A 25,638-nucleotide genomic window follows, 5' to 3' on the forward strand; every position below is an offset into this window, starting at 1 on the left:
ATTTAGCAATTAATACCAAGAAAATAATAAAAAAAATTATTTTGAACTAGGAATCTTTGGTTGAGTATTAGTATTTTTGTCTAGCTGCTCAATTTTATCAATAATAGATTTTTGTGAAGTATCCTTTTTATTAATAAGAGTTAGAGAAATACTTGTTATAATAAATAAAAATGCAAGAACTGCAGTAAATTTAGTTAAAAAATTTCCAGCTGATCTTGATGACATTAAATTATCACTATTACCCCCTATTCCCAAAGCTCCGCCGTCTGATTTTTGGAGTAAAACAGATCCAATTAAAAGAATAGCTAAAATAATATGAACTATTAATAATAAAGTTTGCATTAATTATCTAAAATAATTTTTTATAATCTCAATAAAGCTTTTACTTTTTAAAGAAGCTCCACCAATTAAAAAACCTGATATTAAACTATTCTCGCCCAAAGTTACAACATTATCTGGAGTAACAGACCCTCCATATATCAAAATGGGTGAATTGACTTTGTATTTCTCCCTCAAAAATTTTTTTAACTTCGTATAAATTTGATCTAAATAATTATTTGAGGGAACTATACCAGTTCCTATGGACCAAATTGGCTCATATGCAATAATCAAATTATCAAAATTAATTTTTTTATCTATAGAATTTAAAATTTGTTTTTTTAAAATTTTAAATGATAAATTTTTTTTTTTTTGAAATAAATTTTCACCAATACAAAAAATAACTTTAAGTTTATTTTCTATAGCTATACTAATTTTTTTTTTTATAGTTTTACAATCTTCGTCTAGTAATCTTTTTTCTGAATGACCAACAATAACATAATTTGCTCCTGACTCCTTAATCATCTTGGCACTTAACTGACCTGTATAAGGGCCGTTATTTAAATTAATTTTACTAATGTCTTGGGCGCCATAGTCTAATAATTTTGTGTTAATTTTTTTACTAAAGGACATTAATAAATTAGAAGGAGGACAAAATATAATTTTTTTTAATTTTGAAATAGACTTTTTTTTTAAAAAATTATTAACTGTTTCAATTTCTTTGATAGAATCATAATTGCCGTTCATTTTCCAGTTACCGATGAAATATATAGTCTTGGCCATAAATAAGTTATATCTAAACTATAATAATCTTTTTTAAAATATTAAATGCTATCATCTTTAAGAAAATTCTCAGAAACGCTAACTGCTAAAATTTTTATAGCATTAATAGCTTTAAGTTTTGTGTTTTGGGGAATAAACGACTTTTATAAGTCTAGTTATAACAATGCTATAGCAGAAATTAATGGTGATGAAATATCATTTAATGAATTTACTAAAGAGTACAGTAAAATAATTAGAAATAACAATATTCAATCGCAAAAATTAGCAATTGAAAAAAATATTCATATAATTGCTATATCCAATATCATATCCGAAAAACTTTTGAAAATTCATACAAAAAATTTGGGAATTCTTACCGATGATACAGTAATAGCAATAGAAATAAAAAATAATAATGAATTTAAAGATAAAGAAATTTTTTCAAGAACAAAGTATGAAAAATTTTTATTAGAAAGAAACATAAATTCAAAAATTCTTGAAGAAGAAATCGATAGAAATCTTAAAAGAAAAATAATTACAAATTCATTGAATGGATACATTCCTAATAGCAAAAAAATTTCAGAAACAGTTCTAAGTACTAAAATAAATATACTATACGAGGATTTTTTAAGAAAAAAATATAAAATTATTATTAATGAAAAACAATTAAATAGTTATCTTAAGAATTTTTAAAAATGATATTTTCTACTTTTGATGAATTTAAAAAAAATTATAAAAAAAAAAATTTCTCACAAGTTTATTATATAAAAAATAATCCCAAATTAGAAACTATTGATAAGTTAATTGAATTGGTTGCAATTAATAAAGATAGTTTTGTATTTGAGTCTGTAGAAAAAGTTAAAATTAGAGGGCGTTATACAATATTTGGTTTTAACCCTGATCAAATAATCGAAGTACATAATAATAATGTAATTAAAATTGAAAATGGTAAAAAAAAAATAATTAAGAAAAACCCCTATGATTATTTAAATAATTTAATTAAAAGTTTTTCACTCAAAACTTCAAAAAAACTTCCATTAATGTCTGCAATGTTAGCAGGTTATTTTGGCTATGACATTATTAGATTAAAGGAAAAAATTCCAAATAATTGTAAAAATGATATAAGAATTCCTGATGTAAAATTAATTCGTCCAAAATTAGTTATCATTCATGATAATGAAAAAAATAAATTATTTTTCATACAAAATGTTTACCGAACACAAAAAGCATCAAATTTAAAAAAAATATATTTATTAAAGTGTGAAGAAATAAATAAGTTTATTGCAAGAATAAATGACGTTTGCTTTTTTAGTAATTATCCAACAATTAATAAATCTAGAAGTAAAATTGAAAGCAATATTTCAAAAAATAATTTTTTAAAATCCATAATCAAGGCTAAAAAATTAATTAATAACGGTGAGATATTTCAGGTTGTTTTAAGTCAAAGATTTAAAAGTAAATTAAATAAAACCCCAATTAATTTTTATAAAAAATTAAGAATTATAAATCCCTCTCCTTTTATGTTCTTTTTTAATTTTAATAATTTTAAGATATCAGGAAGTAGCCCTGAGATCTTAGTTAGAGTAAGAAATAATAAAATTACTATTAGACCCATTGCAGGAACAAGGCCTAGAGGAAAAAATCTTAAAGAGGATAATAAATTTAAAAAAGAGCTTCTAAATGATAAAAAAGAAATTTCTGAGCATTTAATGTTACTTGATCTAGGACGTAACGATGTTGGAAAAGTTTCAAAAATTGGAAGCGTAAAGGTTGACCAAAAATTTAAAGTTGAAAAATATTCACATGTTATGCATATAGTTTCAAATGTAGTTGGAAATTTTGATAAAAAAAATACACTTTTAGATACTTTATTTTCCGGTTTTCCTGCCGGTACTGTTTCTGGTGCGCCTAAAATAAGAGCTATGGAAATTATTGATGACTTAGAATTAACTAAAAGAAAATTGTATGCTGGTGGTATTGGATATTTCACTCCTAATAATGAAATGGATACATGCATAGCCTTAAGAACTGCTCTAATTATTAATAATAAAATCTATGTACAATCAGGAGCTGGCATTGTGGCTGATAGCGTTCCTATAAAAGAGTACAAAGAGACAGTAAATAAAGCAAAAGCGTTATTTGAGGCTGCTAACTAAATGAAAAAAATACTGTTAATAGATAACTATGATAGTTTTACCTATAATATTTTTCATTCGCTCTCAGAATTAGGTGCAAAAGTTGAAGTTTTCAGAAATGATAAAATATCATTAAAAGAAATATCAAAAAAAAAATTTGATAAAATTGTCATATCACCAGGCCCAGGTCATCCTGATAGCTCTGGGATTTGCATAAATCTAGTTAAAAATTTTTATAAAAAAATCCCTATCTTAGGAATATGTCTTGGACATCAAATTATAGGTGCTGCTTTTGGCTCAGTGATAAAAAGAGCAAGAATAATTATGCACGGAAAATTAAGTAAAATTATTCACAATGGATCAAAACTTTTTAAAAAAATTCCTAAAAATATTTATGCAACAAGATATCATAGTCTTATAATTGATATAAAAACTCTTAATGATGATTTTGAAATCTCAGCAAAAACGGTAGATAATATTATTATGGGCATTAATCATAAAAAATATCATCTATATGGCATTCAATTTCACCCTGAAAGTATTAAAACAAATTTTGGAAAAGCAATCTTTAAAAACTTTTTAAAAATTAAATGATGTTAAAAAATATAATTTCAAAACTAATTCTTAATAAAGATTTATCGAATTTGGAACTAAATTTTTTATTTAATAAAATTATTAACGCAGAAATTAACGAGAATTTAATCTCGGCAATTTTAACTTTAATATCTAGAAACGGATATAACTATAAGAATATTCTAGTAGCATCAAAAATTTTAAGAAAGAAATTAATAAAGGTTAAAGTTCCAAAAAATTCAATAGATACATGCGGTACCGGTGGTGATGGCAAACATACTCTAAATGTCTCAACAGCAGCTGCTATTGTATTGGCTGGATTGGGGGTTAATGTAGTAAAGCACGGAAATAGATCAATTACATCAAAATGCGGGTCAGCTGATGTATTAGAAAAGCTTGGAATTAATATACTGGATAATAAAAAAAATTTAGAGAAGAAAATCAAAAAAGATAAATTTATTTTTTTATTTGCTCCAAATTATCATTTAACAATGAAAAACGTTGCTAACGTAAGGAAAAATCTTCCATTTAAAACAATTTTTAATCTTTTAGGTCCTCTCATAAACCCTGGTTTGATCAAGAGACAAATCATTGGAATCTTTGACAAAAAATTATTAGTTCCTTACATAAATGTTTTAAAAAGCTTAGGACATAAAAAAGTATGGGTATTTCATAGTAATGAAGGTTTGGATGAAATATCTATTTTTAATAAAACTAAAGTTTACGAATTAAATAATAAAAAAATTAAGAGTTTTATTATAAATCCAAAATCTATAATTAAAAAAAAATATAATTTTAAATCAATTCTTGGAAAAGATGCTGAATACAATAGTAAAAAAATAGTTGAAATTTTTAATGGTAAGCACAATGCGTTTTTAGAAATTGTTGCTTTAAATGCTGCGGCTGGTTTAGTAATCTCTGAAAAAGAGAGTAATTTAAAAAAAGCTTACTATAAGACCAAAAGTTATTTGTTATCTGGTAATGCTATTGAAAAAATTAACCAATTGATCAAATAATGAATATTCTAAAAGAAATTATTAATTATAAAAAAAAAAGTATTATTTTTGAAAAAAAAAATAATAAAATATTTTTAAATTTAAAAAAAAAATCTTTTTTTAAATTAAAATTGGTAAATAATATCAAAAAAAATAAAATTTCAATTATAGCTGAAATAAAAAAAGCTAGTCCCTCAAAAGGAATTTTGAAAAAAAAATTTGACCCTATTAGTATAGCTAAGCAATATATTGATGGGGGTGCTACATGTTTGTCAGTTTTGACTGAGGATAAATTTTTTTTAGGAAATAAAAATTATATAAAACAAATTAAAAAAAAATATAATATTCCAATACTAGCTAAAGATTTTTTTATTGATCCATTTCAAATTTATGAGGCAAAATCTTATGGCGCAGATTGCATTTTAATATTATTATCTGCCATAAAAGAAAAATTAGCTAAAGAATTATATGATGTAGCTAATAAATGTGGATTAGACACAATAGTTGAAGTTCATAATGAAAAAGAAATGGCCTTTGCCTTAAGTTTAAAAAAAAGCATAATTGGAATTAATAATAGAAATTTAAAAACATTTGTAACAAATATAAATAATTCGATTAATTTATTTAAAAAATTTAAATTTAAAAATCGCATAGTTGTTTCTGAAAGTGGCTTTCATTCTAAAAAAGATATTCTTCATATATCCAGAAAAACAAGTATTAGAACATTCTTGATTGGCGAATCATTAATAAAATCTAACAATATTAAAAAAAAAATAAGCTCTTTTTTATAAAATATACATATATTTCAGTACTTTATCAGCGTTGTATATTAATAAGAACTTAAATAGAACGATAACTGTTTAGGTTTTGTTCTATGCTAACTAAAAAACAAAAAAATTTATTAATTTTTATTAATGAAAAATTAAAGCGTACTGGCATTTCGCCTTCTTACGATGAGATGCGCGTTTCATTAAACCTTAAATCTAAATCTGGAATACATAGACTTATTTCTGCACTTGAAGAAAGAGGATTTATTAAGAGACTACCTCACAAAGCTAGAGCTCTGGAGGTTATTAAACTTCCTGAGAATGCAGGAGCTCAAGACTTGTATAATAATTTTTCTCCAAAAATTATCAAAGGTGGCTTGGATCTTAACAAAATAGATGAAGAAGAGATTTTTGTACCTGTTCTTGGTAAAATAGCAGCGGGCTCTCCTATAGAAGCATTAGAAAATCAAAGTGAAAGTTTACCCTTATCAAAAAGTTTTTTAGGATCAAATGAGTATTTTGCTTTAAAAGTTGAAGGAGACTCAATGATCAATGCAGGAATTAATACTGGAGATTATGTAATTATTAAAAAAACAAATATCGCAGAAAGCGGTAAAATAGTCGTGGCTTTGATTGATGATCATGAAGCAACTCTAAAAAGAATGCGAAAAAAAGGACCATCTATTGCTTTAGAAAGCGCTAACCCTGCTTATGAGACAAAAATTTATAATACTGAAAGAGTGAAAATACAGGGTGTTTTAGCTTCTTTGTATAGAAAATTTTAATTTACTAATTTAAACAAATAATATTAGTTCTGTATCCTTAAGAACTAATGGATTCTACTCAACAAGTTATTACGCGTTTTGCGCCATCTCCTACCGGAAATTTACATATTGGAGGAGCAAGAACTGCTTTATTCAATTGGTTATTTTCTAAAAATAAAAAAGGAAAATTTTTATTAAGAATAGAAGATACAGATATTCAAAGATCAAAAGATGAATATTATGATCAAATTGTCTCAACTCTTAAATGGTTAGAAATATATTGGGATGAAGAACCATATATTCAATCAAAAAATATAGAATCTCATGTAAATGTAGCAAACACGCTGCTAAAAAATGGACATGCGTATAAATGTTATTGTACTGAAAAAGAATTAGAGGAAGAAAAAAAGTTATATTTAAAAAAAAAAATTCCTTATACTTATAGTAAAAAATGTAGAGATTTAATAGAACCCATTGGTGATAAACCTTTTGTAATTAGATTTAAATCAAAGATAGAAGGAAAAACTATTCTCAAAGATTTAGTACAAGGGGATGTTGAAATAAATAATAGAACAATAGAAGATTTTGTTATTTTAAGAAAAGATAACAAACCCACCTATAATTTATCAGCAGCTGTCGATGATTATCAGATGAAAATCTCTCATGTAATTAGAGGAGATGATCATAAAATAAATGCTTTTAAACAAATTCAAATATTTGAAAGTATGAAATGGAAAATACCTGAGTATGCGCACATACCTTTAATCCATTCGAGGGAAGGAAAAAAATTATCAAAAAGAGATGATGCATCTACTGTTGAAGATTATAAAAAAATAGGCATTTTACCAGAAGCATTAAGAAATTATTTATTAAGGTTAGGATGGTCTTATAAAGATAAAGAAATTTTTTCAGAAAATGAAAGTATAGAATTTTTTAATTTAAAAAATATTGGAAAATCTCCATCTAAGTTAGATTTTGATAGAATTAAATCTATGAATGAATTTTATATAAAATCCACTGAGGATGAAAGTTTACTAAAAAAATTAGTATACTATGCTGAACTGTATAAAGAAAAAATTCCTAAACAATTTCACGAGTCTATTAAAATAAATTTATCATTCTTAAAAAATAAATCAAAGTCATTGGAGGACATATATAATAACTCTAAATACATATTTTCTTATGAACTAAAGGAAGAACAGATACAAAAAATAGATAAATCTAAATTAAATATTATAAAAAATATTTATTCTCTTGTAAAAAAAGAAAATAATATAAGTAAAGATTATTTAAAAAATATTTTTGATAAAATTATTGAAACTGAAAAAATTAACTTTAAAGATTTAGGGCAGCCATTAAGAATTATATTAACTGGTTCTGAGTATGGTCCAGCTATCTACGATATAGCCAATTCTTTAGGTTTAGAAGAGTTTATAAACCGATTAGAACTATTTATTACTAAAATAGACAAAAATATTAAAAACTGATAACTAAATTTTATGTCAGATAAATGTTTCATAGAAATAGACGGTAAAAAATACGAATTACCAGTCAAAAAAGGTACCATTGGTCCTTCAGTCGTCGATGTTCGGGATTTTTATAAAAATACCGGTCATTTTACTTTTGATCCAGGTTTTACCTCCACTGCAAGTTGTCAATCAAATATTTGTTTTATTGATGGTGATAAAGGAACTCTTTTATATAGAGGATATGAAATTGAACAACTATCTGAAAAAAGTTCATTTTTGGAAGTTGCCTATCTTTTAATTAAAGGTGAACTTCCTACAAAAGATCAATTCACCGAATTTTCTAGTGCTATTAAAAACCATACTATGGTTCATGAACAAATTAGATCTTTTTACAATGGATTTAGACGCGGCAGTCATCCAATGGCTATGATGTTAGGTGTTGTAGGTGCTTTATCTGCTTTTTATGCAGACTCCGCCAATGTAAACGATCCAAAAGAAAGAGAAATATCATCCAGAAGAATGATAGCTAAAGTTCCAACTTTGGCTGCTATGGCTTACAAATACTCAATTGGTCAACCATTTGTATATCCTGATAATGAATTTAATTATTGCGAGAATTTCTTAAATATGTGTTTTTCTGTTCCAGCACAAAAATATAAAATAAATAAAGTAGTAGCTAATGCACTAGAAAAAATATTTATACTTCATGCGGATCATGAGCAAAACGCATCTACTTCAACTGTAAGACTAGCTGCTTCTTCAGCTGTTAATCCATTTGCATCTGTTGCTGTTGGTTTTTCTGCACTTTGGGGGCCGTTACATGGCGGTGCTAATGAGGCAGCATTAAACATGTTAAAAAAGATTGGAAGTGTCAAAAATATTCCCGAATATATAAAGCGAGCAAAGGATCCTAATGACAATTTTAGATTGATGGGATTTGGACACAGAGTGTATAAAAACTATGATCCTAGAGCTAAGGTTATGCAAAAAGCTTGTCATGAAGTGCTTGAGGCTTTAGGAAAAAAAGATGATGAGTTATTAAAAATAGCTATAGAACTTGAAAAAATTGCTCTAAATGATGATTATTTTGTTCAAAAAAAACTATACCCTAATATAGATTTTTATTCTGGAATAACACTTAGTGCCATGGGTTTTCCAACTGAAATGTTTGTTGTTCTATTTGCTGTTGCAAGGACGTCTGGATGGATTGCTCATTGGAAAGAAATGTACTCTGATCCAAGCAATAAATTAAATAGACCTCGGCAATTATACGCCGGATCAACTAAAAGAGACTTTTTAGATATCAATAAAAGATAAATATTACTCAACAATATAATTTGATATTTTTTCAAGACTATCAGGAACAATTATTGTCTCTAAAATTTTAGTATATTGCGCGACTACTTCATTTCTTAATGATTCATCATCTACAAATTCTTTAACTTTTTGGTAAATAACATCTGAATTACATTTTTCTTGAATTAATTCAGGTATTATTTCTTTCTGAGCAATAATATTTAAAATATTACCAAATTTTGTCTTAATAAAAGGTTTAATTAATAAATAGTTCAACCAAGATGTTTTATAGATAACAACCAATGGACATTTATTTTTACAAATATCAAGTGTAATTGTTCCTGATTTAGAAACACTTAAAATTGAATTTTGGATATAAAAATTTTTATCACCTTCAGTTGTAGTAATTATAAAGTTACTAATCCCGGATTTTTGTAAATAATTACTAATTAAATTTTTATTATTTTCAGTAGTTGGAATATGAAAAATAAAATTAGAATTTAAATTTATTTTTCTCATTACTTCAATAAATATAGGCATAAATATTTTTAATTCTGAATTTCGACTACCTGGGCAAAGTGTAAAGTACTTATTATTTGATTGTTTTATTTCATTTGTTTTAAAAACAGAAAAATCAAAAAAAGGATGTCCAACGAATGAGTTTTTTACAACCCCTTCAAAATATTTTTTTTCAAATGGAAAAAGTAAGAGTAAATGATCAATAAACTCATGTAAAAAATTTTTTCTATTCTCTCTCCAAGCCCATACTTGTGGAGCAACTAAATGTATTGTTTTAATATTAGAATTAGTATTTTTTATTCTTTTTAAGACACGGAATGAAAAATCAGGACTATCAATTGAAAAAATTATATCAGGTTTAAATTCAAGAATTTTTTTTACTGTAAAATCAAATTTTTTTTTTATAAAAAAAATATTTTTTAAAACATCAACAAAGCCCATAAAAGCGATATCTTTAATATCGAATATGCAATTAACTCCTTGAGATTTAACATTTTCACCACCAATAGCTAAAAATTCAATATTAGATTTTTTTTTTTTGATATGATTAATTATATATGAGGCGATTTTATCGCCTGAAGATTCGCCTGTAATAATAAATATTTTTTTTTGCAAATTATAAAGAAATAATAAAGAAATTATTTTTTTTAGTTAAATTAAAAATTTTATCTCTTTCTAAGATAATATTTTGAGATCTTTTAACTGCAATGCCTTTTATATTTGCTTTGATACAATTTTTTACAGTATCTAAACCTAAGGTTGGTAGATCAACCCTTAAATCTTGATTAGCTTTTGGAAATTTAATCAAGATTGACTTATTCTTTAATTTCAATTTTTTTGATAAATAGCCTGATCTTTTAATCATTTCATCTGTGCCTTCCGGTCCTTCTATTGCAAGAACATAACCGTTATTAAGAATAACGGACTGCCCAATATCAAACTTACTTAAAGTTTTAATAATTTGAATTCCTTTATTAATACTTGTTTTATCTAAGTTACTAACTTTTATATTGTTAATATTTTTTTCATTAAAAACTAATTCTGGAGTAAATTTCATACTATTCATAACTTTAATTTTGTTTTCATTAAAAATTTTAATTATCTCTTTTAATATACTTCCATCACCTTTCTTAAACGCAGAGTATAATCTAGGTAAATAAAAAAAAGCTTTTTTGTCAAATTTTAATAAAGAAATTTCAGGTCTTTTAACTTTTCCAATAAAAATAATTTTTTTACAATTATTCTTATTTAAAATAGATATTGCTTTACCGAGTTGAGTTATTTTTAAACTATATGAGTTAGCATATTTTTTAAAATTATTTGATTTTGTTAAATCTAAAATTAAGAATTTAGAATTATTTTTAATTAATTTATTTATTAAATATTTAGGTAAACTAGTTTCGCCAGCTATTATTCCAAGCATTTATTTTAATGGTCTGCAAATTGGTCTTTTATCACTTTTCTCTAAAAATTTTATTACTTCGTTTACCGTTCTAAAATTTGCTAATTTCTTTGCATTTTCAATACCATTTTTTAAAATATCATTAGAAAAAATCAATTTAACAGCCTCATTTAATGCATTAATCTCATCATTTGAGTAACCTGCACGTTTTAAACCAATAATATTTATTCCTTCCAAATGAGATCTGTTGCCAGTTGCAAGTCCGAAAGGAATTATATCTTTTTCAACTCCAGTCATCCCGCCAATCATTGCAAATTTGCCAATTCTGGTAAATTGTTGAACAGCAGAATTCCCACCTATTATCACATTGTCATCTATTTCTACATGCCCAGCTAGAGCTACATTGTTTGCGAGGATAACATTATTTCCAATTTTGCAATCATGAGCAACATGTGAAGAGATCATAAATAAACAATTGTCCCCAATCGTTGTTAAACCACCTCCGTGAGCAGTGCCTGGGTTGATAGTAACGTATTCTCGAATTTTGTTTTTTTTTCCAATGACTAATTTAGTTTTTTCACCTTTAAATTTAAGATCTTGAGGATTGCTTCCAATTGAAGCGAAAGAATAAATTTCACAGTCTTCAGAAATATTAGTATCTCCTGTTATAACGACATGAGAATGTATTTTTGTATTTCTGCCAATTTTTACATCTTTGCCAATTACAGAAAATGAACCAACTTCTATTGAACTTTCAATTTTAAAATTTTTATCAATAATTGCTTTATCGCTTATCATTATTCTTTTCTTTCAACTATTGTAGCCATCCATTCTGAGTCAGCCATAATTTTATCTCCTACCATGGCAACGCCTTTGTACTTCCATACCTTCCCTTTCGATCGTATTGCCTCAACTTTAAGCATCAATTGACAATCCGGCATTACAGGGTTTCTAAATCTGGCATTATTCACTGTCATTAAATAAACAAGTTTATTTTTTACAATTTCAGGATCTATACTGTAAGCTGTTAACGCTGCTGCGCTTTGACCAAATGCCTCTACTATTAATACACCTGGCATCACCGGTTGACCTGGGAAATGACCATTAAAAAAAAAATCATTTTTTTTTATATTCATTACGCCAGTTGCAGAAATCATCGGAACAATTTCAATTAATTTATCAATTAAAAGAAATGGTTTTCTATGTGGTATTAAATTTTCAATTTCCTCTGTATTAATTTCTTTTTTTAAATTTTTCATTTTTTATCCTTTATAAAATCTCGTATACTTCTAGCTGGGTATCCCATAACTACTTGACCATCTTTAATATGGTCAACCACACCGCTTTTTCCTCCGATCTTAACATTGTTACCAATAATTAAATGTCCAGAAATGCCAGCTTGCCCCCCTATCTGAACATTATTTCCAACTGTTGTGCTACCAGCAATTCCTGATTGAGCAGCAATCATACAAAAGTTTCCAATTTTAACATTATGAGCAATTTGCACTTGGTTATCAACAGAACTAAATTCGCCAATCACAGTGTCTGACAATGATCCTCTATCTATAGTACAAAAGGATCCTATCTGAACATTATTTTCAATAATAACTCTTCCAATATGAGGGAATTTAATTCTTTTATTGTTTTCAAAACTAAAACCAAAGCCTGTTTGTCCAATTAAAGTTCCGGATTTTATAATTATATTGTCACCAAGCAATGAATTCTCAATAATAATATTAGAACCAATTTTACAATTTCGTCCAATATGAACATTAGATTTAATAATAACATTGTTACCAATGATAGTATTCTCACCAATTACGGCAGTTTTATCGATTAGGCAGTTCTTTCCTACAGAAATATTTCTTTTTTTAAATTTACTTATATTAGTTTGAGGATTTACTTCTTCACTATCTAAAGAGGAACTTGGATAAAAAAGACTAACTACTTTGTAAAAATCAATCAAAGGATTGCTTGAAATAATTGGAATTACATTTTTATTTAAATATTTTTCAGTTTTTGAAGTAACTATGCATGCGGATGCTCTACATTTCTGCGCTTGTTTTTCGTAATTAAGATTATTAAAAAAAGTAATTTCATTTTCATTTGCTTCAACTAAATTATTAACTCCTGAAATTTTTTTATCTGAATTTATAGTTTTTGGGTTTTTACAGATACTGAATACTTCTTTAAGCAAAATATACTTTTTTACTTTTTTAAAAAAAAAATCCTTCATTACAAATTTAAAATAAATTTAAAAACTTGAACCGATATTAAATGTAAAATTTTGCTCTTTATCCGTCGATGCTTTTGATAAAGGAATACTATAAGTAAAACTTAATGGACCAATAGGACTAACTATATCAAGGGCTATCCCAGTTGACGATCGAATTTTTGAACTATCAGAAATTAAGCTAGAATAATCAACTCCCCAAACATTTCCGACATCCAAGAAAAGAAACGAGTTTGCTCTTAAACTTTCAGGAATTGGATTTGGAAAGGTAGATTTTAAACTCAGTGTAGCTAAATTATTTCCTCCAACGTGATCCCTGCTATCCACGGGTCCTACTCCTCTAGGCTCGAAACCTCGTAGATCGCTAGTAGATGTAAATATACGATCGGATAATTTAGCGTCCTTATTATCAAAAGCTGTAACATTAGCTAATTTTGCTTTAGCTGATCCGATAAACTTTTCACTAAAAAGTTCTTTATATAAAGTTGTACCAACGCCTGTTTGCAAAGTTGGAATATCACTAATAAAAGTTGCTATATTTTGATCAAAATAAAACAAAGATCCAGAGGTTGGGTTAAATTTTGAGTCTCTTTTATCAATTAAAAAATTATAACCAACTGAAGAAGTTGTAAAATTTCCAGCTCTACTTCTTAACAAATTTGATGCTGCTCCTGTAATTTCTAGCTTGTCGTACTGAATTCTAACATTAGGTCTAAAGTATAAATCTTCATAAATTTCATATTTGGTTGCAAATTTAGTACCTGCTCTTGTGTTTTGATAACCAGAATTACTATAATCATCTCTTATTGAAAAAAGAGATGCTGCTAATTCCTTTTCTGACTGCTTAAAATTTGGATCTACATAAGAAAACTCGCCTTTAATTTCCTCGGTTGCTAGTGTTCCAGTAAAATTAAGATTTATTCCTTGTCCAAGAAAGTTTCTTTCATTTATAGATGCTTCGAATAATCCACCGTTACTTCCATAACCAACTCCAGCACTTATGCTGCCAGTAGGCTGTTCTTTTACAAATAAATTAAAATCTTTAAAATTTTTCTTCTCAGAATCAACGACTTTATAGTCAACCTTACTAAAAAGTTGTCTTGATTTAATATTATCTACTGATTTTTTAACTTTGGTTGAATTTAAATAATCCCCTTCTGCTAATACTAAGCTATCTCTAATTACTTTTTCTTCTGTAATAGTATTTCCTTGAATGTTAATTTTATCTATAAGTACTTTTTGACCCTCACTAAGTTGCAAAGCAATACTAATTAAATCATCACTTTTTTTTAATTCTTGAATGTTAATCTCAAAATTACTGTATTTTTTTGACTCTAGGTAACTTGTAACTTGTTTATTTAATTTATTCACTATGTCGTTTGAATAGATCTCATTTTTTAATAATTTACTTGAAAATGCTTTAATCTCATTAACATCTTGATCCTTAAATGTTGCGGCTGATGTTTTAATTTCAAAATCTCCAAATTTGTGTTTTTTTCCTGAGTTAATAGAAAAAGTTAAGGAAAAGTTATTACTTTTATCTACACTAGCAAAGGCACTTTCAATTTGAGCTTCAAAAAATCCTTTATTTTTATAAAAATCTTTTAAAAGTTGCTTATCATATTCAACTCTTTGCTCACTCAGAGCAGAGGAAGTAAAAAGCTTCCACCACGAATCCTCTTTTGAAGTAATGACATCAAGTAATTGGCTATTACTAAAATATTTATTACCAATAAAATAAATATTTTTAATTTTAGAAATATCTTTTTTATCAATATTAATTATTAAATTAACTTGGTTATTATCAATTTTTATAACTTCAGGTACAATTGTCGCTTGATAGTAGCCTGAAGCATTTAAAAACTCTCTAGTGTCTTCAATATTCTTTTTTAATTTTGAAGTTGAAAAAATACTATTTTCTTTAAGAGTTATAATTTTATTAATCTGATCTAGATCGGAGTCTTTAACCCCGTTAATGTAAAAAAAATTTACAATTGGATTTTCTACGACTGTTATTGTTAAAGTATCTTGGTTATAAGAAATTTTTACATCAGAGAAAAATTCTGTATCATAAATTTTTTTTGTTAAATTATTAATAAAAATTGAATCAACATTAGTTATTTTTTTATCTACTAATGTTTCAATGGTATTAGAGTTAACTCTAGAGTTTCCAACAATATTAACTTTTTTTATTTCAGCAAAAGAAATTGTCGTTAATATAAAAAAAAATAGTACAAAAAATCTAATCAAATTACTAAACTCCTACAAAAATTATATGCTTTAAAAACGTCATTTATATGTTGAATCCTGTTATTTTTTAAGTAATTTTTAATAGCTTTTGAATTTAAAATACTAAGCAATTTATACACTATATCAGTAAAAAGTATCCTTTTATTCAAGAACTTTTCTACTAAAATTTCATTTAGGATATTAATAATAATAAAACCCGTTTCATTTAGAACATTAGTTAATTTTAAGATTTTGATCGCAGGAAAATTTTTATTGTTAGGTTCGTAAAAAGAAAAATCTTTTTTTAAGAAAATATTTTTATCTAGCTGCTTACTTAAAAATGGATTTTCATATAAAGAATTGCCTATTGGAATTTTCATATCGTTTTTATGATAAAGCATTGTGGTAAGTCCATTTTGAAATTCAACAATTGCATGAATTAATGATTGTGGATGAATCATTATTTTGAAATTATTTAGTGGGAGTTTAAAAATTAAAGATGCTTCTATAACCTCAAGTACTTTATTCATTAAGTTTGCAGAATCAATTGATATCTTTTTACCCATTTTCCAATTTGGATGTTTTGTAGCTTGAGTAGGTGTAACTTTTTTTAAATTAATAGATTTTTTAAAGAAAGGACCGCCTGATGCTAATAAATAGATTTTTTTTATTAAATTTTTATTTTTATTTTCAATTAATTTTGCAATCGAAAAGTGCTCAGAGTCTATTGGTATGAAATTGCAATTATACTTTTTAAGTTCCTTTGAAATAAATTTCCATCCACAAATAATACTTTCTTTATTAGCTATTAGTATTTTTTTTGAAAATTTAATAATATTAATTGTTGGTAATAAGCCAGCAATTCCTGAAATAGCCGATACTGTAATATCAAATTTAATTTTTTTTAATAAGTTAAGGTCATTAATAATTATAATTTTATTAATTTTGCAAAAATATTTAATTTTATTTTCCAAAAAAATATTATTTGTGTAAATATATTTCGGTTTAAATTCTTTTGCTTGTTTTAATAATAATTTAAAATTTTGGTTAGCGCTCAATAATACGACTTCAAAATTCTTTTTATCTTTAGATAAAATTTCTAAAGTAGAAATACCAATGCTGCCTGTAGAACCTAAAATACAAATTTTTTTTTTCATTGAAATAAAAAATTTCCAAATATTATTATCCAAATTAATCCATCAACCCTATCTAAAAAACCACCATGGCCAGGAATAAAATTAGACGTATCCTTTTTATTATTTATACGTTTAACGTAGGACATCATTATATCTCCCACTTGTCCTGCTATTGATAAAATAAATTGTGCTAATAATATTGAAATACTAAATTTGTAATTAGGATCTAAAAAAAAAATTAAAAATGCAAATTGACTTAAAATAATTGACCCAATTAATCCGGACCAGGTCTTATTTGGGCTAATTTTAATTAGCTTAGGGCCGCCAAATAATTTTCCAAAAATATATCCACCAATATCAGTCAACCAAGTAATAAGGATTAACCATAAAAATTTTAGATTAAATTCACTAAAATTATAAATCCTTAATATGGAGATAAGAAAAATTGATAAAATAATTAGACCAAAAATAAAAAGAAGACCTTTTTTACTAAAGAGATTTACCCACTCATAAATACAAAACAAAAATGTAACAATAATTAATATGTTAAATAAATATTTTTGATAAAGAAGAATGTAAATTAGTGGAAAAGCTAATAAAGAAATAATAAATCTTTTAGTAAAATTACTCATTTAATCCGCCAAATTTTCTTTTAGTAACTCCAAAAGCCTTAATTACTTTTTTTAAATCAAAAAAATTAAAATCTGGCCAATTTTTATTGATAAAAAATAGTTCTGCATACGAAAGTTGCCATAATAAAAAATTGCTCAGCCTTTTTTCTCCGCCAGTTCGTATAAGAATATCAGGATCAGGGATATTATTTGTATATAAATAATTATTGATTAATTCTTCATTAATTTCATTAACTTTAGTTTTATTCTTTATTATATTTTTAAAAGCATTTACTAATTCTGATTTCGCCCCATAATTAAATGCAAAAATTACAGTTATAGCGTCATTATTTTTAGTCTTATCTTCGATTTTTTTTATAATAATTTTTAAATCTTTTGGAATATTTTTTAAATCGCCAATAAATTTAATTTTAATATTATTTTTATTTAATTTATTAAAATTTTTTTTATAAAAATATTTAAATAAAAAAAAAAGGTAATCGATTTCTTTTTTAGGTCTATTCCAATTTTCCGTCGAGAACGTATAAAGAGTTAAATACTTAATTTTTATTTTAATACAATGCTCAATAACTTTATTTATGTTTAGTAGTCCGTAGTAATGACCTTTGTTTCTATTGTTATATTTTTTTAAACCCCAACGACCATTACCATCCATTATGATGGCGATATGGGATGGCGAGATCATACTTTTAATATTTCAACTTCTTTTTCGCTTAATTTTTTATCAATCTCTGCAATTTTAAGGTCAGTAATTTTTTGAACCTCATTGGAATTTTTTTTTAGATCATCCTCACTTAAATTTTTATCTTTCTGTTCTTTTTTTAGCTCCTCTAATGAGTCTCTTCTAATATTTCTTATGGCAACTTTAGCTTTTTCAGCTATGGTTTTTAAAACTTTGATTAGCTCTTTTCTTCTTTCTTCTGTTAGTTTTGGTATTGCAATTCTTAATAATTGGCCATCAACAAGCGGATTTAAATTTAAATCTGACGTTCTTATTGCTTGATCTACTGCTGAAACATTTGTCTTATCCCAAACCTGAACATTAATCATTTGCGGCTCTGGAATCGAAACTGTAGCTAGCTGACTAATTGGCATTTTTTGCCCGTACACCTCAACTCTTACGCCGTCCAACATCTTAGGATTGGCCCTACCAGTTCTAACGGTAGATAACTCTTTTCCATACGAACTTAAGGACAAATTCATTCTTTCTTCAATTTTTTTAATAATCATATTAAGCCCCTGCTAATGATTTTACTTCTTCATTAAAATCAGTTTTTTTAACTTCAATTCCTTCACCAACTTTATATTTTATAAAAGATTTAATTATCAAATTCTGCTTAATTTCTTTACCAAAATCATTAACAGCTTGCTCGACTGAAATGTCTTGATTGTGGATCCATTTTTGACCCATTAATGTATTATCCGATATAACTTTTTTTAATTTTCCAACTAAAATTTTATCAATCATGTCATCTTTTTTGCCCTGATTTTTAAGTTCTTCCTTTAAAATTTCTTTTTCTTTATTAATAAAATCAACACTTAAATCTTTCTCAGCTAAAGACATAGGAGACATGGCCGCAATATGCATGCAAACTTTTCTTGAAAAATCTAAAACTTCTTTATTTTTGTTTTGGCAATCAATTGAAATAATAACCCCAATTTTACCCATATTTTCATTTTGTTGATTATGAATGTAGTTTGCTACAATCCCGTTTGCATTTTCTAGATAAGCAATTCTTCTAATTTTTATATTCTCACCAATTTTAGCTATTAAATTAACTAACTCATCTTTTATTAAACTACTATTAATTTTAGCATTTAAAAGAGTTTCTAAATTATAATTATTAGCTAAAGCTATTTTTGAAATTTCTGAGCAAAAATTTATAAACTCATTATTTTTTGCTACGAAATCTGTTTCTGAGTTTACTTCTAATATACAAGCTTTTGAATTATTGGATGCGATAACTGCTAGGCCTTCAGCCGCATCTCGTGATGATTTCTTTGCAGCCTTTGTAATCCCTTTTTTCCTTAAATATTCAATAGATTTTTCGATATCAAAATTATTTTCTGATAAAGCTGTTTTGCAGTCCTGTATCCCTGCTCCCGTTAATTCTCTAAGTTCTTTAACTTTTGCTAAATTATCAGACATTGAATAAACTTTTAATTCTTTAAAGCTTCTTCTTTGTTTTCAGAATCTTTTTTTATTTTAACTTTTGAAGTTTCTTTAGTAACTTTTTTAGGCTTTTCTTCTTCAATAGGCTCAACTATTTTAATATTTTGTTTTGCATCTAAAATAGTTTTTTTAGCTAAATCACAATAAAGATTAATAGATCTTCTAGCATCATCATTTCCTGGAATTGGATAATCAATATCTTCAGGATTTGAATTACTATCTACAACTGCAACAATTGGAATTTTTAACTTTTTAGCTTCTGCAATAGCTAAAGACTCGATGTTAGTATCAATAACGAACAACATATTAGGAACGCCTCGCATGTCTGCAATTCCTCCTAATGATCTATTAAGTTTGTCACGCTCAAGACTCATCTTAATAAGTTCTTTTTTTGTAAAACCTTTGTTTTCCTTATTAAGCTCTTCAGTTAATTTTTTTAATCTTCGAATTGAATTGCTTATAGTCTTCCAGTTTGTCAACATTCCACCAGGCCATCTGTGATTGACGAAAAACTGTCCTGTTTCTTTAGCAACTTCTGCAATTAACTCACTTGCTTGTTTTTTTGTTGAAACGAATAATATTTTACCGCCAGAAGCTACACATTTGTGCATTTCTAGCATTGCATTATTCATTAATTTTACTGTTTGCAGTAAATCAATAATATGAATTGAATTTTTTTCTCCAAAAATAAATTTCTTCATTTTTGGATTCCATCTAAAAGTCTTATGTCCTAAATGTACTCCAGCTTCTAAAAGCTCTTTTACGGACGCAGTAGGTATGTTCATTTTTTCTCCGGTTATTTCCACCACAGTTTCTGCCTAAATTGGACCGGGGGGTATTACTACCCACAACTGTGTGCGAATTTTTAGAGTTTTATATTGAAAATTAGAAAAAAAACAAGTGAATACTAGTGAATTTTACAGTCAAAACCTGAGCTATTTAAAATATTAACTACTGAAGCATCAATTAGTTTGTTTGTTTTTAGATTAAATACGTAATTTTTATCTTTGGAATTCATTCTAATTAAAACTTTAGTGTCACCATTATCTTTTAATATTTTTTTAAGTTCATTAATACTTTCTAAATCTTTTATAATAATTTCAGCTTTGCTAATCTTAGCTTCCTTAATTGAGTTAATCTCAGTTAGTTTTCTAACAGTTAATCTTGTTGTGCCATTTGTCATTTTTTCTTTAACAATATTTATTAAAAAGGAATTCCCTGCAAGCATTTTATCTCTATTAGCAAGTAAAATTTCTGAAAAAATAAATAGCTCATACATCCTGCTTAAATCACTCAATTTAATTATTGCAAAAGGTTGTCCCTTTGCAGTCTTTTTTTCTTGAATGGCCATTAAAGTGCCTGAGAGAACAAATTCTTTGTTTAAATCATTATCTCCAATATCAGAAAATTTCTTTACATTATAAGTCTTTAAAATTTTTTCATAATTTAAAAGCGGATGTTCACTTATAAAAAATCCAATAGACTCAAATTCATTCTTCATTTTTTCATTTTGATTCCAGGTGTCTTTTTTACTTACAAAATTTTCTAATGACGGAAGTTTACCCGTTTTGTCACTATCAAATAAATTATTCTGCAAAAGATTGGAGTCTTTATAATTTTTAGATATTTTTATAATTTCAGGAACAACATCAAATAAAAATTTACGGTTTGTTTCTAAACAATCAAAGGCTCCGGATTTGATTAAACCTTCCATTTGAAGTTTATTAATTAATTTAGAATCAATTCTTAAAATAAAATCTTCTAAAGATTTAAAGGGTCCGTTAACTTTACGATTAGCTATAATTTGATTAACAGATTCAAATCCAACAGCTTTAATAGCAGCTAAAGCGTAATAAAGTTTATTTTCTTTAACGACAAAATCTGCAAATGACTGATTAATTGAAGGTAATACTACATCAATTTTTAATCGTTTTAATTCTTCATAAAATTCATTTAACTTATCAGTATTAGCTAGGTCTAAATTCATAGAAGCTGCGATAAAATAAATTGGATAGTGTGTTTTTAAATATGCTGTTTGATAAGCAATTAATGCATAAGCTGCGGCGTGACTTTTATTAAATCCATATTGTGCAAATTTTTCAACTAACTGGAATATGTAAACTGCCTGATCTTTAGTAATTCCATTTTTTACGGCTCCTTCTATAAAATCTTTCTTCTGTCTTTCCATTTCGGCAGATTTTTTCTTACCCATGGCTTTTCTTAATATGTCAGCCTTACCAGCTGAAAACCCTGAAAGAGATTGAGCAATTTGCATCACTTGCTCTTGGTAAATAATTACTCCGTATGTCTCTTTTAAAATATGCTCAATTTTTGGGTGAAGATAATCTGGTTTTTCTATTCCATGCTTACAGTTGTTGTACTTTGAAATATTTTGCATCGGACCTGGTCTAAAAAGGGCAACAAGTGCAATGATATCTTCAAATTTATTTGGCTTCATTTGCTTTAAAACTTCTCTCATTCCAGCGCTTTCTAACTGGAACACGCCCATTGTTTCGCCAGAACATAAAAGTTCAAAAGTTTTGGGATCATCAAGTGGAAGGTTTTTTAAATTAACGTTGATATTATTTTCTTTAAGTGAATTTACGGTTTTTTTAATGACGGTGAGCGTTTTAAGACCAAGAAAATCAAACTTCACAAGTCCAGCATTTTCGGACCATTTCATATCAAACTGAGTTACAGGAATATCGTGATCTGAATCAAAATCTTTATATAAAGGAACAATTTCTTCTATCTGTCGGTCAGCAATAACAATTCCTGCTGCATGGGTTGCAATATTTCTATAAAGCCCCTCAAGTTTTATTGCTAAATTAATTAATTTATTAATTTTAACATCATTCTTTTGTGCTTCTTGAATTCTAGGCTCGAGCGCAACAGACTCTTGTAATGAAAGAGGTCTTGAAGGATCAAATGGGATCATTTTTGAAAGTGAATCTACAACGCTATAAGGAAGACCAATAACACGACCAATATCACGAATTGCCATTCTTGCCTGAAGTTTTCCAAATGTGATAATTTGGGCAACGCCGCCTTTGTATTTATTTTTTACATAATTAATAACTTTATCACGATCCTCTTGGCAAAAATCGATATCAAAATCTGGAATTGAAATTCGATCAGGATTTAAAAAACGTTCGAAAATTAATCCAAATTTAATTGGATCTAATTCAGTGATGGATAATGCCCAAGCAACTAATGATCCAGCGCCAGATCCCCTACCCGGTCCAACGGGTATATTATTATTTTTCGCCCAAAGTATGTAATCAGAGACAATCAAGAAATAACCAGAAAATTTCATCTGGTTAATCATTTTCACTTCATAATTTAATCGTTCTATATAAATTTTTTTTTTTTCTTCACTCTGTTTTGGATCAGTTATATTTTTAAGAACAACTTCATTTAATCTTTTCTCTAAACCAGCTTGCGCTAGTTCTTGCAGAACAATTTCAATATTCTTTTCTTTTGAAGATGATGTAGTAAAGTTTGGAAGTAAAGGTTTGCTAAGTAAGGGTCGAAATAGGCATTGATATTTCAAATTGTGATTATTTTCTAAGGCATCTGGTAAATCAGCAAATAATTTAACCATTTCTTCATTAGTTTTAAGATAATGCTGATTTGAATAACTAATTCTATTTTTATCCTCTACATATGCCTTTTGACCAATACAAATATATGCATCATGCGCTTCATGCATGTCTTGATGAATATAAAATACTTCATGGGATGCAATAATGGGTATTTTTAAAGACTTTGCATTACTAATTAAAAAATTTTCTATTCTGTCCTCATTAACCTCATTGTGTCTTTGAATTTCAAAAAATAAATTATCTTTAAATACGGATTTAAGTTGACTAACATTGTTTAGAAAAATTTTATCCTGATTATTAAGAATAAGTTGAGAAGTTAAAGTGTGATTGCCTCCTAATAAAACTAAAATACCATTACTATATTGAAGCAAATCTTTCATAGCGCAATGCGGTGCTTCAGTTGCGTTGATATCAAGATAGGATTTTGATGATAATTTTAATAAATTTTTATAACCATCAACATTTTTTGCAATAAGTGAGACTTTACCAATAATATTATCAGTCTTTATGTTTAATTGAGTTCCAATAATTGGATGAACTCCTGCTTTTGATATCTCCTCAGAAAATTCCAAAGCACCGCTCAAATTATAAGAATCTGAAATACCAAGGGACAAAAATCTAGAAAGTTTTGCAAACTTTGCTAGTTCTTCAATTTTAACTGCTCCTTCGCAAATTGAATACTGCGTGTGAATTTTAAAGTGGTTAAAAGTAATATCTTTGAGACTCATTTTTCTAATTCAAAATTCTAACATTAGAATCTTGAATAGCTAACTGAATATCTGCTTTATCAGATAATTCTCTATTATGAGTTGCAAAAATAATTAATCTTTCTTTTGATTTTAAACTTAAAAGTATTTCAAAGACTTCATTTGCAGTTTTACTATCTAAATTACCCGTTGGCTCATCTGCTAAAATTAGTTCAGGTTCATTAATTAATGCTCTAGCAATAGCAACACGTTGCTGTTCTCCTCCAGATAATTCATGGGGGTAATGATTTAGTCTTTCTTTTAAACCAAGTTTATCAAGTAAACTTTCAGCTTTTTTAAAAGAATCATTCTTATCTAATTTATTAATTAACAAAGGCAGAACAACATTATCAATTGCACGAAGATCAGAAATTAAATTATTAAATTGATAAACGATTGAAATATTTTTCCTTCTATAAATAGTTTTTTGATCATCTTTTAGGTTAATTAAATTAACATCATTAAAGAAGTATTCACCTTGATCGACGATCTCTAGTAAACCTAAAATATGAAGCAATGTTGATTTTCCTGATCCAGATGGACCGACTAATGAAACAATATTATTTTTATTAAAGGATAAATTAACTCCATTTAAAACTTGAATATTTTTACTAGCATCGAGATATTTCTTTTGAATATTATTTAACTTTAAGAAACTATCAGTCATATTTTAACCCTTTGATTGGATTAAGTTTTGATGCTGAAATTGCAGGATATAAACTTGCAAAAAATGTAATTAATACTGAAAAAAAGCAGATAATAAGCACTGACTTATAATCAATAAGCGAAGGCATTTTACTTAAGAAATATATTTCTGGAGGAAAAACTCTAACCTGAAAAACATAGCTTACAAACTGTCTAATGGCCTCAATGTTATGAGCAAAAACTATGCCAAGAACTACTCCAAATATAGTTCCAGTAATTCCAATAAATGAACCCATAATAAAAAATATTTTTGAAATTGAAAACTTCGACATGCCAAGGGTGTTAAAAATTGCAATCTCTTTTGTTTTATTTTTAACTAAAATTGTCATACCAGTTACAATATTAAATGCTGCAACGATAATTATGAGAGTTAAAATAATAAACATCACATTACGCTCAACTAACAAGGCATCAAAAAATGTTTTATTGTTATCAATCCAAGTGGTAAAATAATAATTTTGAAAATTTTTCTCTAATTCTTTTTTATAAAGATCAACATTATTTACATCCTTAATTTTAATATCTACAGAAATAAGATTTTTATTTTTTTTTATAAAATCCAAAGCATCATTATAAGGAATGAAAATATAATTATAATCTAACTCCGATACCCCGCTTGAAAAAGTGGAGGCTACTTTAAATGTAAATTGTTGAGGAACTTTTCCAAAGGGAGTTGAGATATTATTGGCTGACAACACACTTATTTTACTATTTTGCTTAATTCCAAGTTTATCCGCTAAGGCAGAGCCTATAATGACTGATCCTTTTTCATAACCAGAAAACTCTTTGATAAATTCTTCTTTAGCTAAATCCTCTTTATTAATCCCAATAATTCCTATCCCAGAATTGCTCCGTTCAGTTACTAATAACCCCTGAGCTTTAATAACTTTTCTAATACTTTTAACCTCAATTTTTCTTTCATTAAAAAACTCAGTAATTTTAGGAATGCTTAATTCTTCATTACTTATGGATTGAACAATAATATGAGGATTAAATTTTAATAATTTATCAAATAATTCAGCACGAAAACCATTCATAACAGACATTACAATAATGAGAGTTGCAACACCTATGGCAATGCCAAGAAAAGAAAAAACAGAAATAATTTTTAAAAAACTATCTTTTTTCTTTGATCGAATGTAACTTTTAATGATTAATAACTCAGCAGAAGAAATCAAT

The 25,638-nt window shown here is 26.7% G+C and carries 25 protein-coding genes; 8 read left to right on the forward strand and 17 right to left on the reverse strand.

Going from position 1 to position 25,638, the window contains the following annotated elements; all coding sequences use genetic code 11:
* Nucleotides 1–36 precede the first annotated feature (36 nt).
* Together secG and tpiA are read right to left on the reverse strand one after the other, a co-directional pair.
* Nucleotides 37–342 carry a preprotein translocase subunit SecG gene (secG, locus tag CR143_RS03165; RefSeq protein WP_099340388.1) on the reverse strand — a complete coding sequence of 102 codons (306 nt, stop codon included), beginning with the start codon at nucleotides 340–342 and terminating at the stop codon, nucleotides 37–39.
* A gap of 3 nt (nucleotides 343–345) precedes the next feature.
* On the reverse strand, nucleotides 346–1,101 hold the full coding sequence (tpiA, locus tag CR143_RS03170) for a triose-phosphate isomerase (RefSeq protein WP_099340389.1): 756 nt from the start codon (nucleotides 1,099–1,101) through the stop codon (nucleotides 346–348).
* A gap of 45 nt (nucleotides 1,102–1,146) precedes the next feature.
* On the opposite strand from tpiA, the gene CR143_RS03175 reads away from it, so the two are divergent.
* From CR143_RS03175 to gltA, 8 genes are all read left to right on the forward strand, one after another.
* On the forward strand, nucleotides 1,147–1,773 hold the full coding sequence (locus CR143_RS03175; protein ID WP_099340390.1) for a SurA N-terminal domain-containing protein: 627 nt from the start codon (nucleotides 1,147–1,149) through the stop codon (nucleotides 1,771–1,773).
* 2 nt (nucleotides 1,774–1,775) lie between these two features.
* Nucleotides 1,776–3,236 (forward strand): anthranilate synthase component I, encoded by a 1,461-nt coding sequence (gene trpE, locus CR143_RS03180; protein WP_099340391.1) that lies wholly within the window; start codon nucleotides 1,776–1,778, stop codon nucleotides 3,234–3,236.
* Entirely contained in the window at nucleotides 3,237–3,809 is a 573-nt protein-coding gene (locus CR143_RS03185) for an anthranilate synthase component II (RefSeq protein ID WP_099340392.1), read from the forward strand.
* Nucleotides 3,809–4,804 (forward strand): anthranilate phosphoribosyltransferase, encoded by a 996-nt coding sequence (gene trpD / locus CR143_RS03190; protein ID WP_239923104.1) that lies wholly within the window; start codon nucleotides 3,809–3,811, stop codon nucleotides 4,802–4,804. The genes CR143_RS03185 and trpD overlap by 1 nt, the downstream gene beginning before the upstream one ends.
* Entirely contained in the window at nucleotides 4,804–5,574 is a 771-nt protein-coding gene (gene trpC, locus CR143_RS03195) for an indole-3-glycerol phosphate synthase TrpC (RefSeq protein WP_099340394.1), read from the forward strand. Before trpD ends, trpC begins: the two co-directional genes overlap by 1 nt.
* An 83-nt stretch (nucleotides 5,575–5,657) precedes the next feature.
* Entirely contained in the window at nucleotides 5,658–6,335 is a 678-nt protein-coding gene (gene lexA / locus CR143_RS03200; protein ID WP_099340395.1) for a transcriptional repressor LexA, read from the forward strand.
* A 47-nt stretch (nucleotides 6,336–6,382) separates the two neighbouring features.
* Complete coding sequence (gene gltX, locus CR143_RS03205; RefSeq protein WP_099340396.1) at nucleotides 6,383–7,801, forward strand: glutamate--tRNA ligase; 1,419 nt, start codon at nucleotides 6,383–6,385, stop codon at nucleotides 7,799–7,801.
* A 12-nt stretch (nucleotides 7,802–7,813) separates the two neighbouring features.
* Nucleotides 7,814–9,100 carry a citrate synthase gene (gene gltA, locus CR143_RS03210; RefSeq protein WP_099340397.1) on the forward strand — a complete coding sequence of 429 codons (1,287 nt, stop codon included), beginning with the start codon at nucleotides 7,814–7,816 and terminating at the stop codon, nucleotides 9,098–9,100.
* A gap of 3 nt (nucleotides 9,101–9,103) precedes the next feature.
* Here the strand turns inward: gltA and lpxB are convergent, their stop codons facing one another.
* The 15 genes from lpxB to CR143_RS03285 form a co-directional block, all read right to left on the reverse strand.
* On the reverse strand, nucleotides 9,104–10,213 hold the full coding sequence (gene lpxB, locus CR143_RS03215; RefSeq protein WP_099340398.1) for a lipid-A-disaccharide synthase: 1,110 nt from the start codon (nucleotides 10,211–10,213) through the stop codon (nucleotides 9,104–9,106).
* A gap of 1 nt (nucleotide 10,214) precedes the next feature.
* Nucleotides 10,215–11,021, reverse strand: a complete 807-nt coding sequence (locus CR143_RS03220; RefSeq protein WP_099340399.1) for an LpxI family protein — start codon at nucleotides 11,019–11,021, stop codon at nucleotides 10,215–10,217.
* Nucleotides 11,022–11,798, reverse strand: a complete 777-nt coding sequence (gene lpxA, locus CR143_RS03225) for an acyl-ACP--UDP-N-acetylglucosamine O-acyltransferase (RefSeq protein ID WP_099340400.1) — start codon at nucleotides 11,796–11,798, stop codon at nucleotides 11,022–11,024.
* Nucleotides 11,798–12,238 carry a 3-hydroxyacyl-ACP dehydratase FabZ gene (fabZ, locus tag CR143_RS03230; protein ID WP_169696852.1) on the reverse strand — a complete coding sequence of 147 codons (441 nt, stop codon included), beginning with the start codon at nucleotides 12,236–12,238 and terminating at the stop codon, nucleotides 11,798–11,800. The genes lpxA and fabZ overlap by 1 nt, the downstream gene beginning before the upstream one ends.
* Nucleotides 12,239–12,255: 17 nt before the next feature.
* Nucleotides 12,256–13,236: a UDP-3-O-(3-hydroxymyristoyl)glucosamine N-acyltransferase gene (gene lpxD, locus CR143_RS03235; RefSeq protein WP_099340402.1), complete on the reverse strand. Its 981-nt coding sequence runs from the start codon at nucleotides 13,234–13,236 to the stop codon at nucleotides 12,256–12,258.
* 18 nt (nucleotides 13,237–13,254) lie between these two features.
* A complete protein-coding gene (gene bamA / locus CR143_RS03240; RefSeq protein ID WP_099340403.1) occupies nucleotides 13,255–15,483 on the reverse strand; it encodes an outer membrane protein assembly factor BamA in 2,229 nt (742 codons plus the stop codon).
* Entirely contained in the window at nucleotides 15,480–16,619 is a 1,140-nt protein-coding gene (locus CR143_RS03245) for a hypothetical protein (protein ID WP_099341002.1), read from the reverse strand. The genes bamA and CR143_RS03245 overlap by 4 nt, the downstream gene beginning before the upstream one ends.
* Nucleotides 16,616–17,230, reverse strand: a complete 615-nt coding sequence (locus CR143_RS03250) for a phosphatidate cytidylyltransferase (protein ID WP_099340404.1) — start codon at nucleotides 17,228–17,230, stop codon at nucleotides 16,616–16,618. The genes CR143_RS03245 and CR143_RS03250 overlap by 4 nt, the downstream gene beginning before the upstream one ends.
* The gene (gene uppS / locus CR143_RS03255) at nucleotides 17,223–17,915 is read right to left on the reverse strand and encodes a polyprenyl diphosphate synthase (protein WP_099340405.1); all 693 of its coding nucleotides are present in this window, start codon (nucleotides 17,913–17,915) and stop codon (nucleotides 17,223–17,225) included. Before uppS ends, CR143_RS03250 begins: the two co-directional genes overlap by 8 nt.
* Nucleotides 17,912–18,460, reverse strand: coding sequence for a ribosome recycling factor (gene frr / locus CR143_RS03260; protein WP_099340406.1), 549 nt, complete (start codon nucleotides 18,458–18,460; stop codon nucleotides 17,912–17,914). Before frr ends, uppS begins: the two co-directional genes overlap by 4 nt.
* A 1-nt stretch (nucleotide 18,461) precedes the next feature.
* Nucleotides 18,462–19,379: a translation elongation factor Ts gene (tsf, locus tag CR143_RS03265; protein ID WP_099340407.1), complete on the reverse strand. Its 918-nt coding sequence runs from the start codon at nucleotides 19,377–19,379 to the stop codon at nucleotides 18,462–18,464.
* An 11-nt stretch (nucleotides 19,380–19,390) separates the two neighbouring features.
* Nucleotides 19,391–20,188, reverse strand: a complete 798-nt coding sequence (gene rpsB / locus CR143_RS03270) for a 30S ribosomal protein S2 (protein WP_099340408.1) — start codon at nucleotides 20,186–20,188, stop codon at nucleotides 19,391–19,393.
* A 122-nt stretch (nucleotides 20,189–20,310) separates the two neighbouring features.
* The gene (gene dnaE / locus CR143_RS03275; RefSeq protein WP_099340409.1) at nucleotides 20,311–23,736 is read right to left on the reverse strand and encodes a DNA polymerase III subunit alpha; all 3,426 of its coding nucleotides are present in this window, start codon (nucleotides 23,734–23,736) and stop codon (nucleotides 20,311–20,313) included.
* Between the two features lie 4 nt (nucleotides 23,737–23,740).
* Nucleotides 23,741–24,421 carry an ABC transporter ATP-binding protein gene (locus tag CR143_RS03280; protein ID WP_099340410.1) on the reverse strand — a complete coding sequence of 227 codons (681 nt, stop codon included), beginning with the start codon at nucleotides 24,419–24,421 and terminating at the stop codon, nucleotides 23,741–23,743.
* Nucleotides 24,414–25,637, reverse strand: coding sequence for a lipoprotein-releasing ABC transporter permease subunit (locus tag CR143_RS03285; RefSeq protein WP_099340411.1), 1,224 nt, complete (start codon nucleotides 25,635–25,637; stop codon nucleotides 24,414–24,416). The genes CR143_RS03280 and CR143_RS03285 overlap by 8 nt, the downstream gene beginning before the upstream one ends.
* Nucleotide 25,638: the final 1 nt, after the last annotated feature.

Source organism: Candidatus Fonsibacter ubiquis (genome assembly GCF_002688585.1).
Taxonomy (GTDB): domain Bacteria; phylum Pseudomonadota; class Alphaproteobacteria; order Pelagibacterales; family Pelagibacteraceae; genus Fontibacterium; species Fontibacterium commune.

Bases quoted from the DNA above. Each gene is read 5' to 3' on its own strand.
- secG (WP_099340388.1), bottom strand. From the start codon at position 342: ATGCAAACTTTATTATTAATAGTTCATATTATTTTAGCTATTCTTTTA.
- tpiA (WP_099340389.1), bottom strand. From the start codon at position 1,101: ATGGCCAAGACTATATATTTCATCGGTAACTGGAAAATGAACGGCAAT.
- CR143_RS03175 (WP_099340390.1), top strand. From the start codon at position 1,147: ATGCTATCATCTTTAAGAAAATTCTCAGAAACGCTAACTGCTAAAATT.
- trpE (WP_099340391.1), top strand. From the start codon at position 1,776: ATGATATTTTCTACTTTTGATGAATTTAAAAAAAATTATAAAAAAAAA.
- CR143_RS03185 (WP_099340392.1), top strand. From the start codon at position 3,237: ATGAAAAAAATACTGTTAATAGATAACTATGATAGTTTTACCTATAAT.
- trpD (WP_239923104.1), top strand. From the start codon at position 3,809: ATGTTAAAAAATATAATTTCAAAACTAATTCTTAATAAAGATTTATCG.
- trpC (WP_099340394.1), top strand. From the start codon at position 4,804: ATGAATATTCTAAAAGAAATTATTAATTATAAAAAAAAAAGTATTATT.
- lexA (WP_099340395.1), top strand. From the start codon at position 5,658: ATGCTAACTAAAAAACAAAAAAATTTATTAATTTTTATTAATGAAAAA.
- gltX (WP_099340396.1), top strand. From the start codon at position 6,383: ATGGATTCTACTCAACAAGTTATTACGCGTTTTGCGCCATCTCCTACC.
- gltA (WP_099340397.1), top strand. From the start codon at position 7,814: ATGTCAGATAAATGTTTCATAGAAATAGACGGTAAAAAATACGAATTA.
- CR143_RS03220 (WP_099340399.1), bottom strand. From the start codon at position 11,021: ATGCTTGGAATAATAGCTGGCGAAACTAGTTTACCTAAATATTTAATA.
- lpxA (WP_099340400.1), bottom strand. From the start codon at position 11,798: ATGATAAGCGATAAAGCAATTATTGATAAAAATTTTAAAATTGAAAGT.
- lpxD (WP_099340402.1), bottom strand. From the start codon at position 13,236: ATGAAGGATTTTTTTTTTAAAAAAGTAAAAAAGTATATTTTGCTTAAA.
- CR143_RS03245 (WP_099341002.1), bottom strand. From the start codon at position 16,619: ATGAAAAAAAAAATTTGTATTTTAGGTTCTACAGGCAGCATTGGTATT.
- CR143_RS03250 (WP_099340404.1), bottom strand. From the start codon at position 17,230: ATGAGTAATTTTACTAAAAGATTTATTATTTCTTTATTAGCTTTTCCA.
- uppS (WP_099340405.1), bottom strand. From the start codon at position 17,915: ATGATCTCGCCATCCCATATCGCCATCATAATGGATGGTAATGGTCGT.
- frr (WP_099340406.1), bottom strand. From the start codon at position 18,460: ATGATTATTAAAAAAATTGAAGAAAGAATGAATTTGTCCTTAAGTTCG.
- tsf (WP_099340407.1), bottom strand. From the start codon at position 19,379: ATGTCTGATAATTTAGCAAAAGTTAAAGAACTTAGAGAATTAACGGGA.
- rpsB (WP_099340408.1), bottom strand. From the start codon at position 20,188: ATGAACATACCTACTGCGTCCGTAAAAGAGCTTTTAGAAGCTGGAGTA.
- dnaE (WP_099340409.1), bottom strand. From the start codon at position 23,736: ATGAGTCTCAAAGATATTACTTTTAACCACTTTAAAATTCACACGCAG.
- CR143_RS03280 (WP_099340410.1), bottom strand. From the start codon at position 24,421: ATGACTGATAGTTTCTTAAAGTTAAATAATATTCAAAAGAAATATCTC.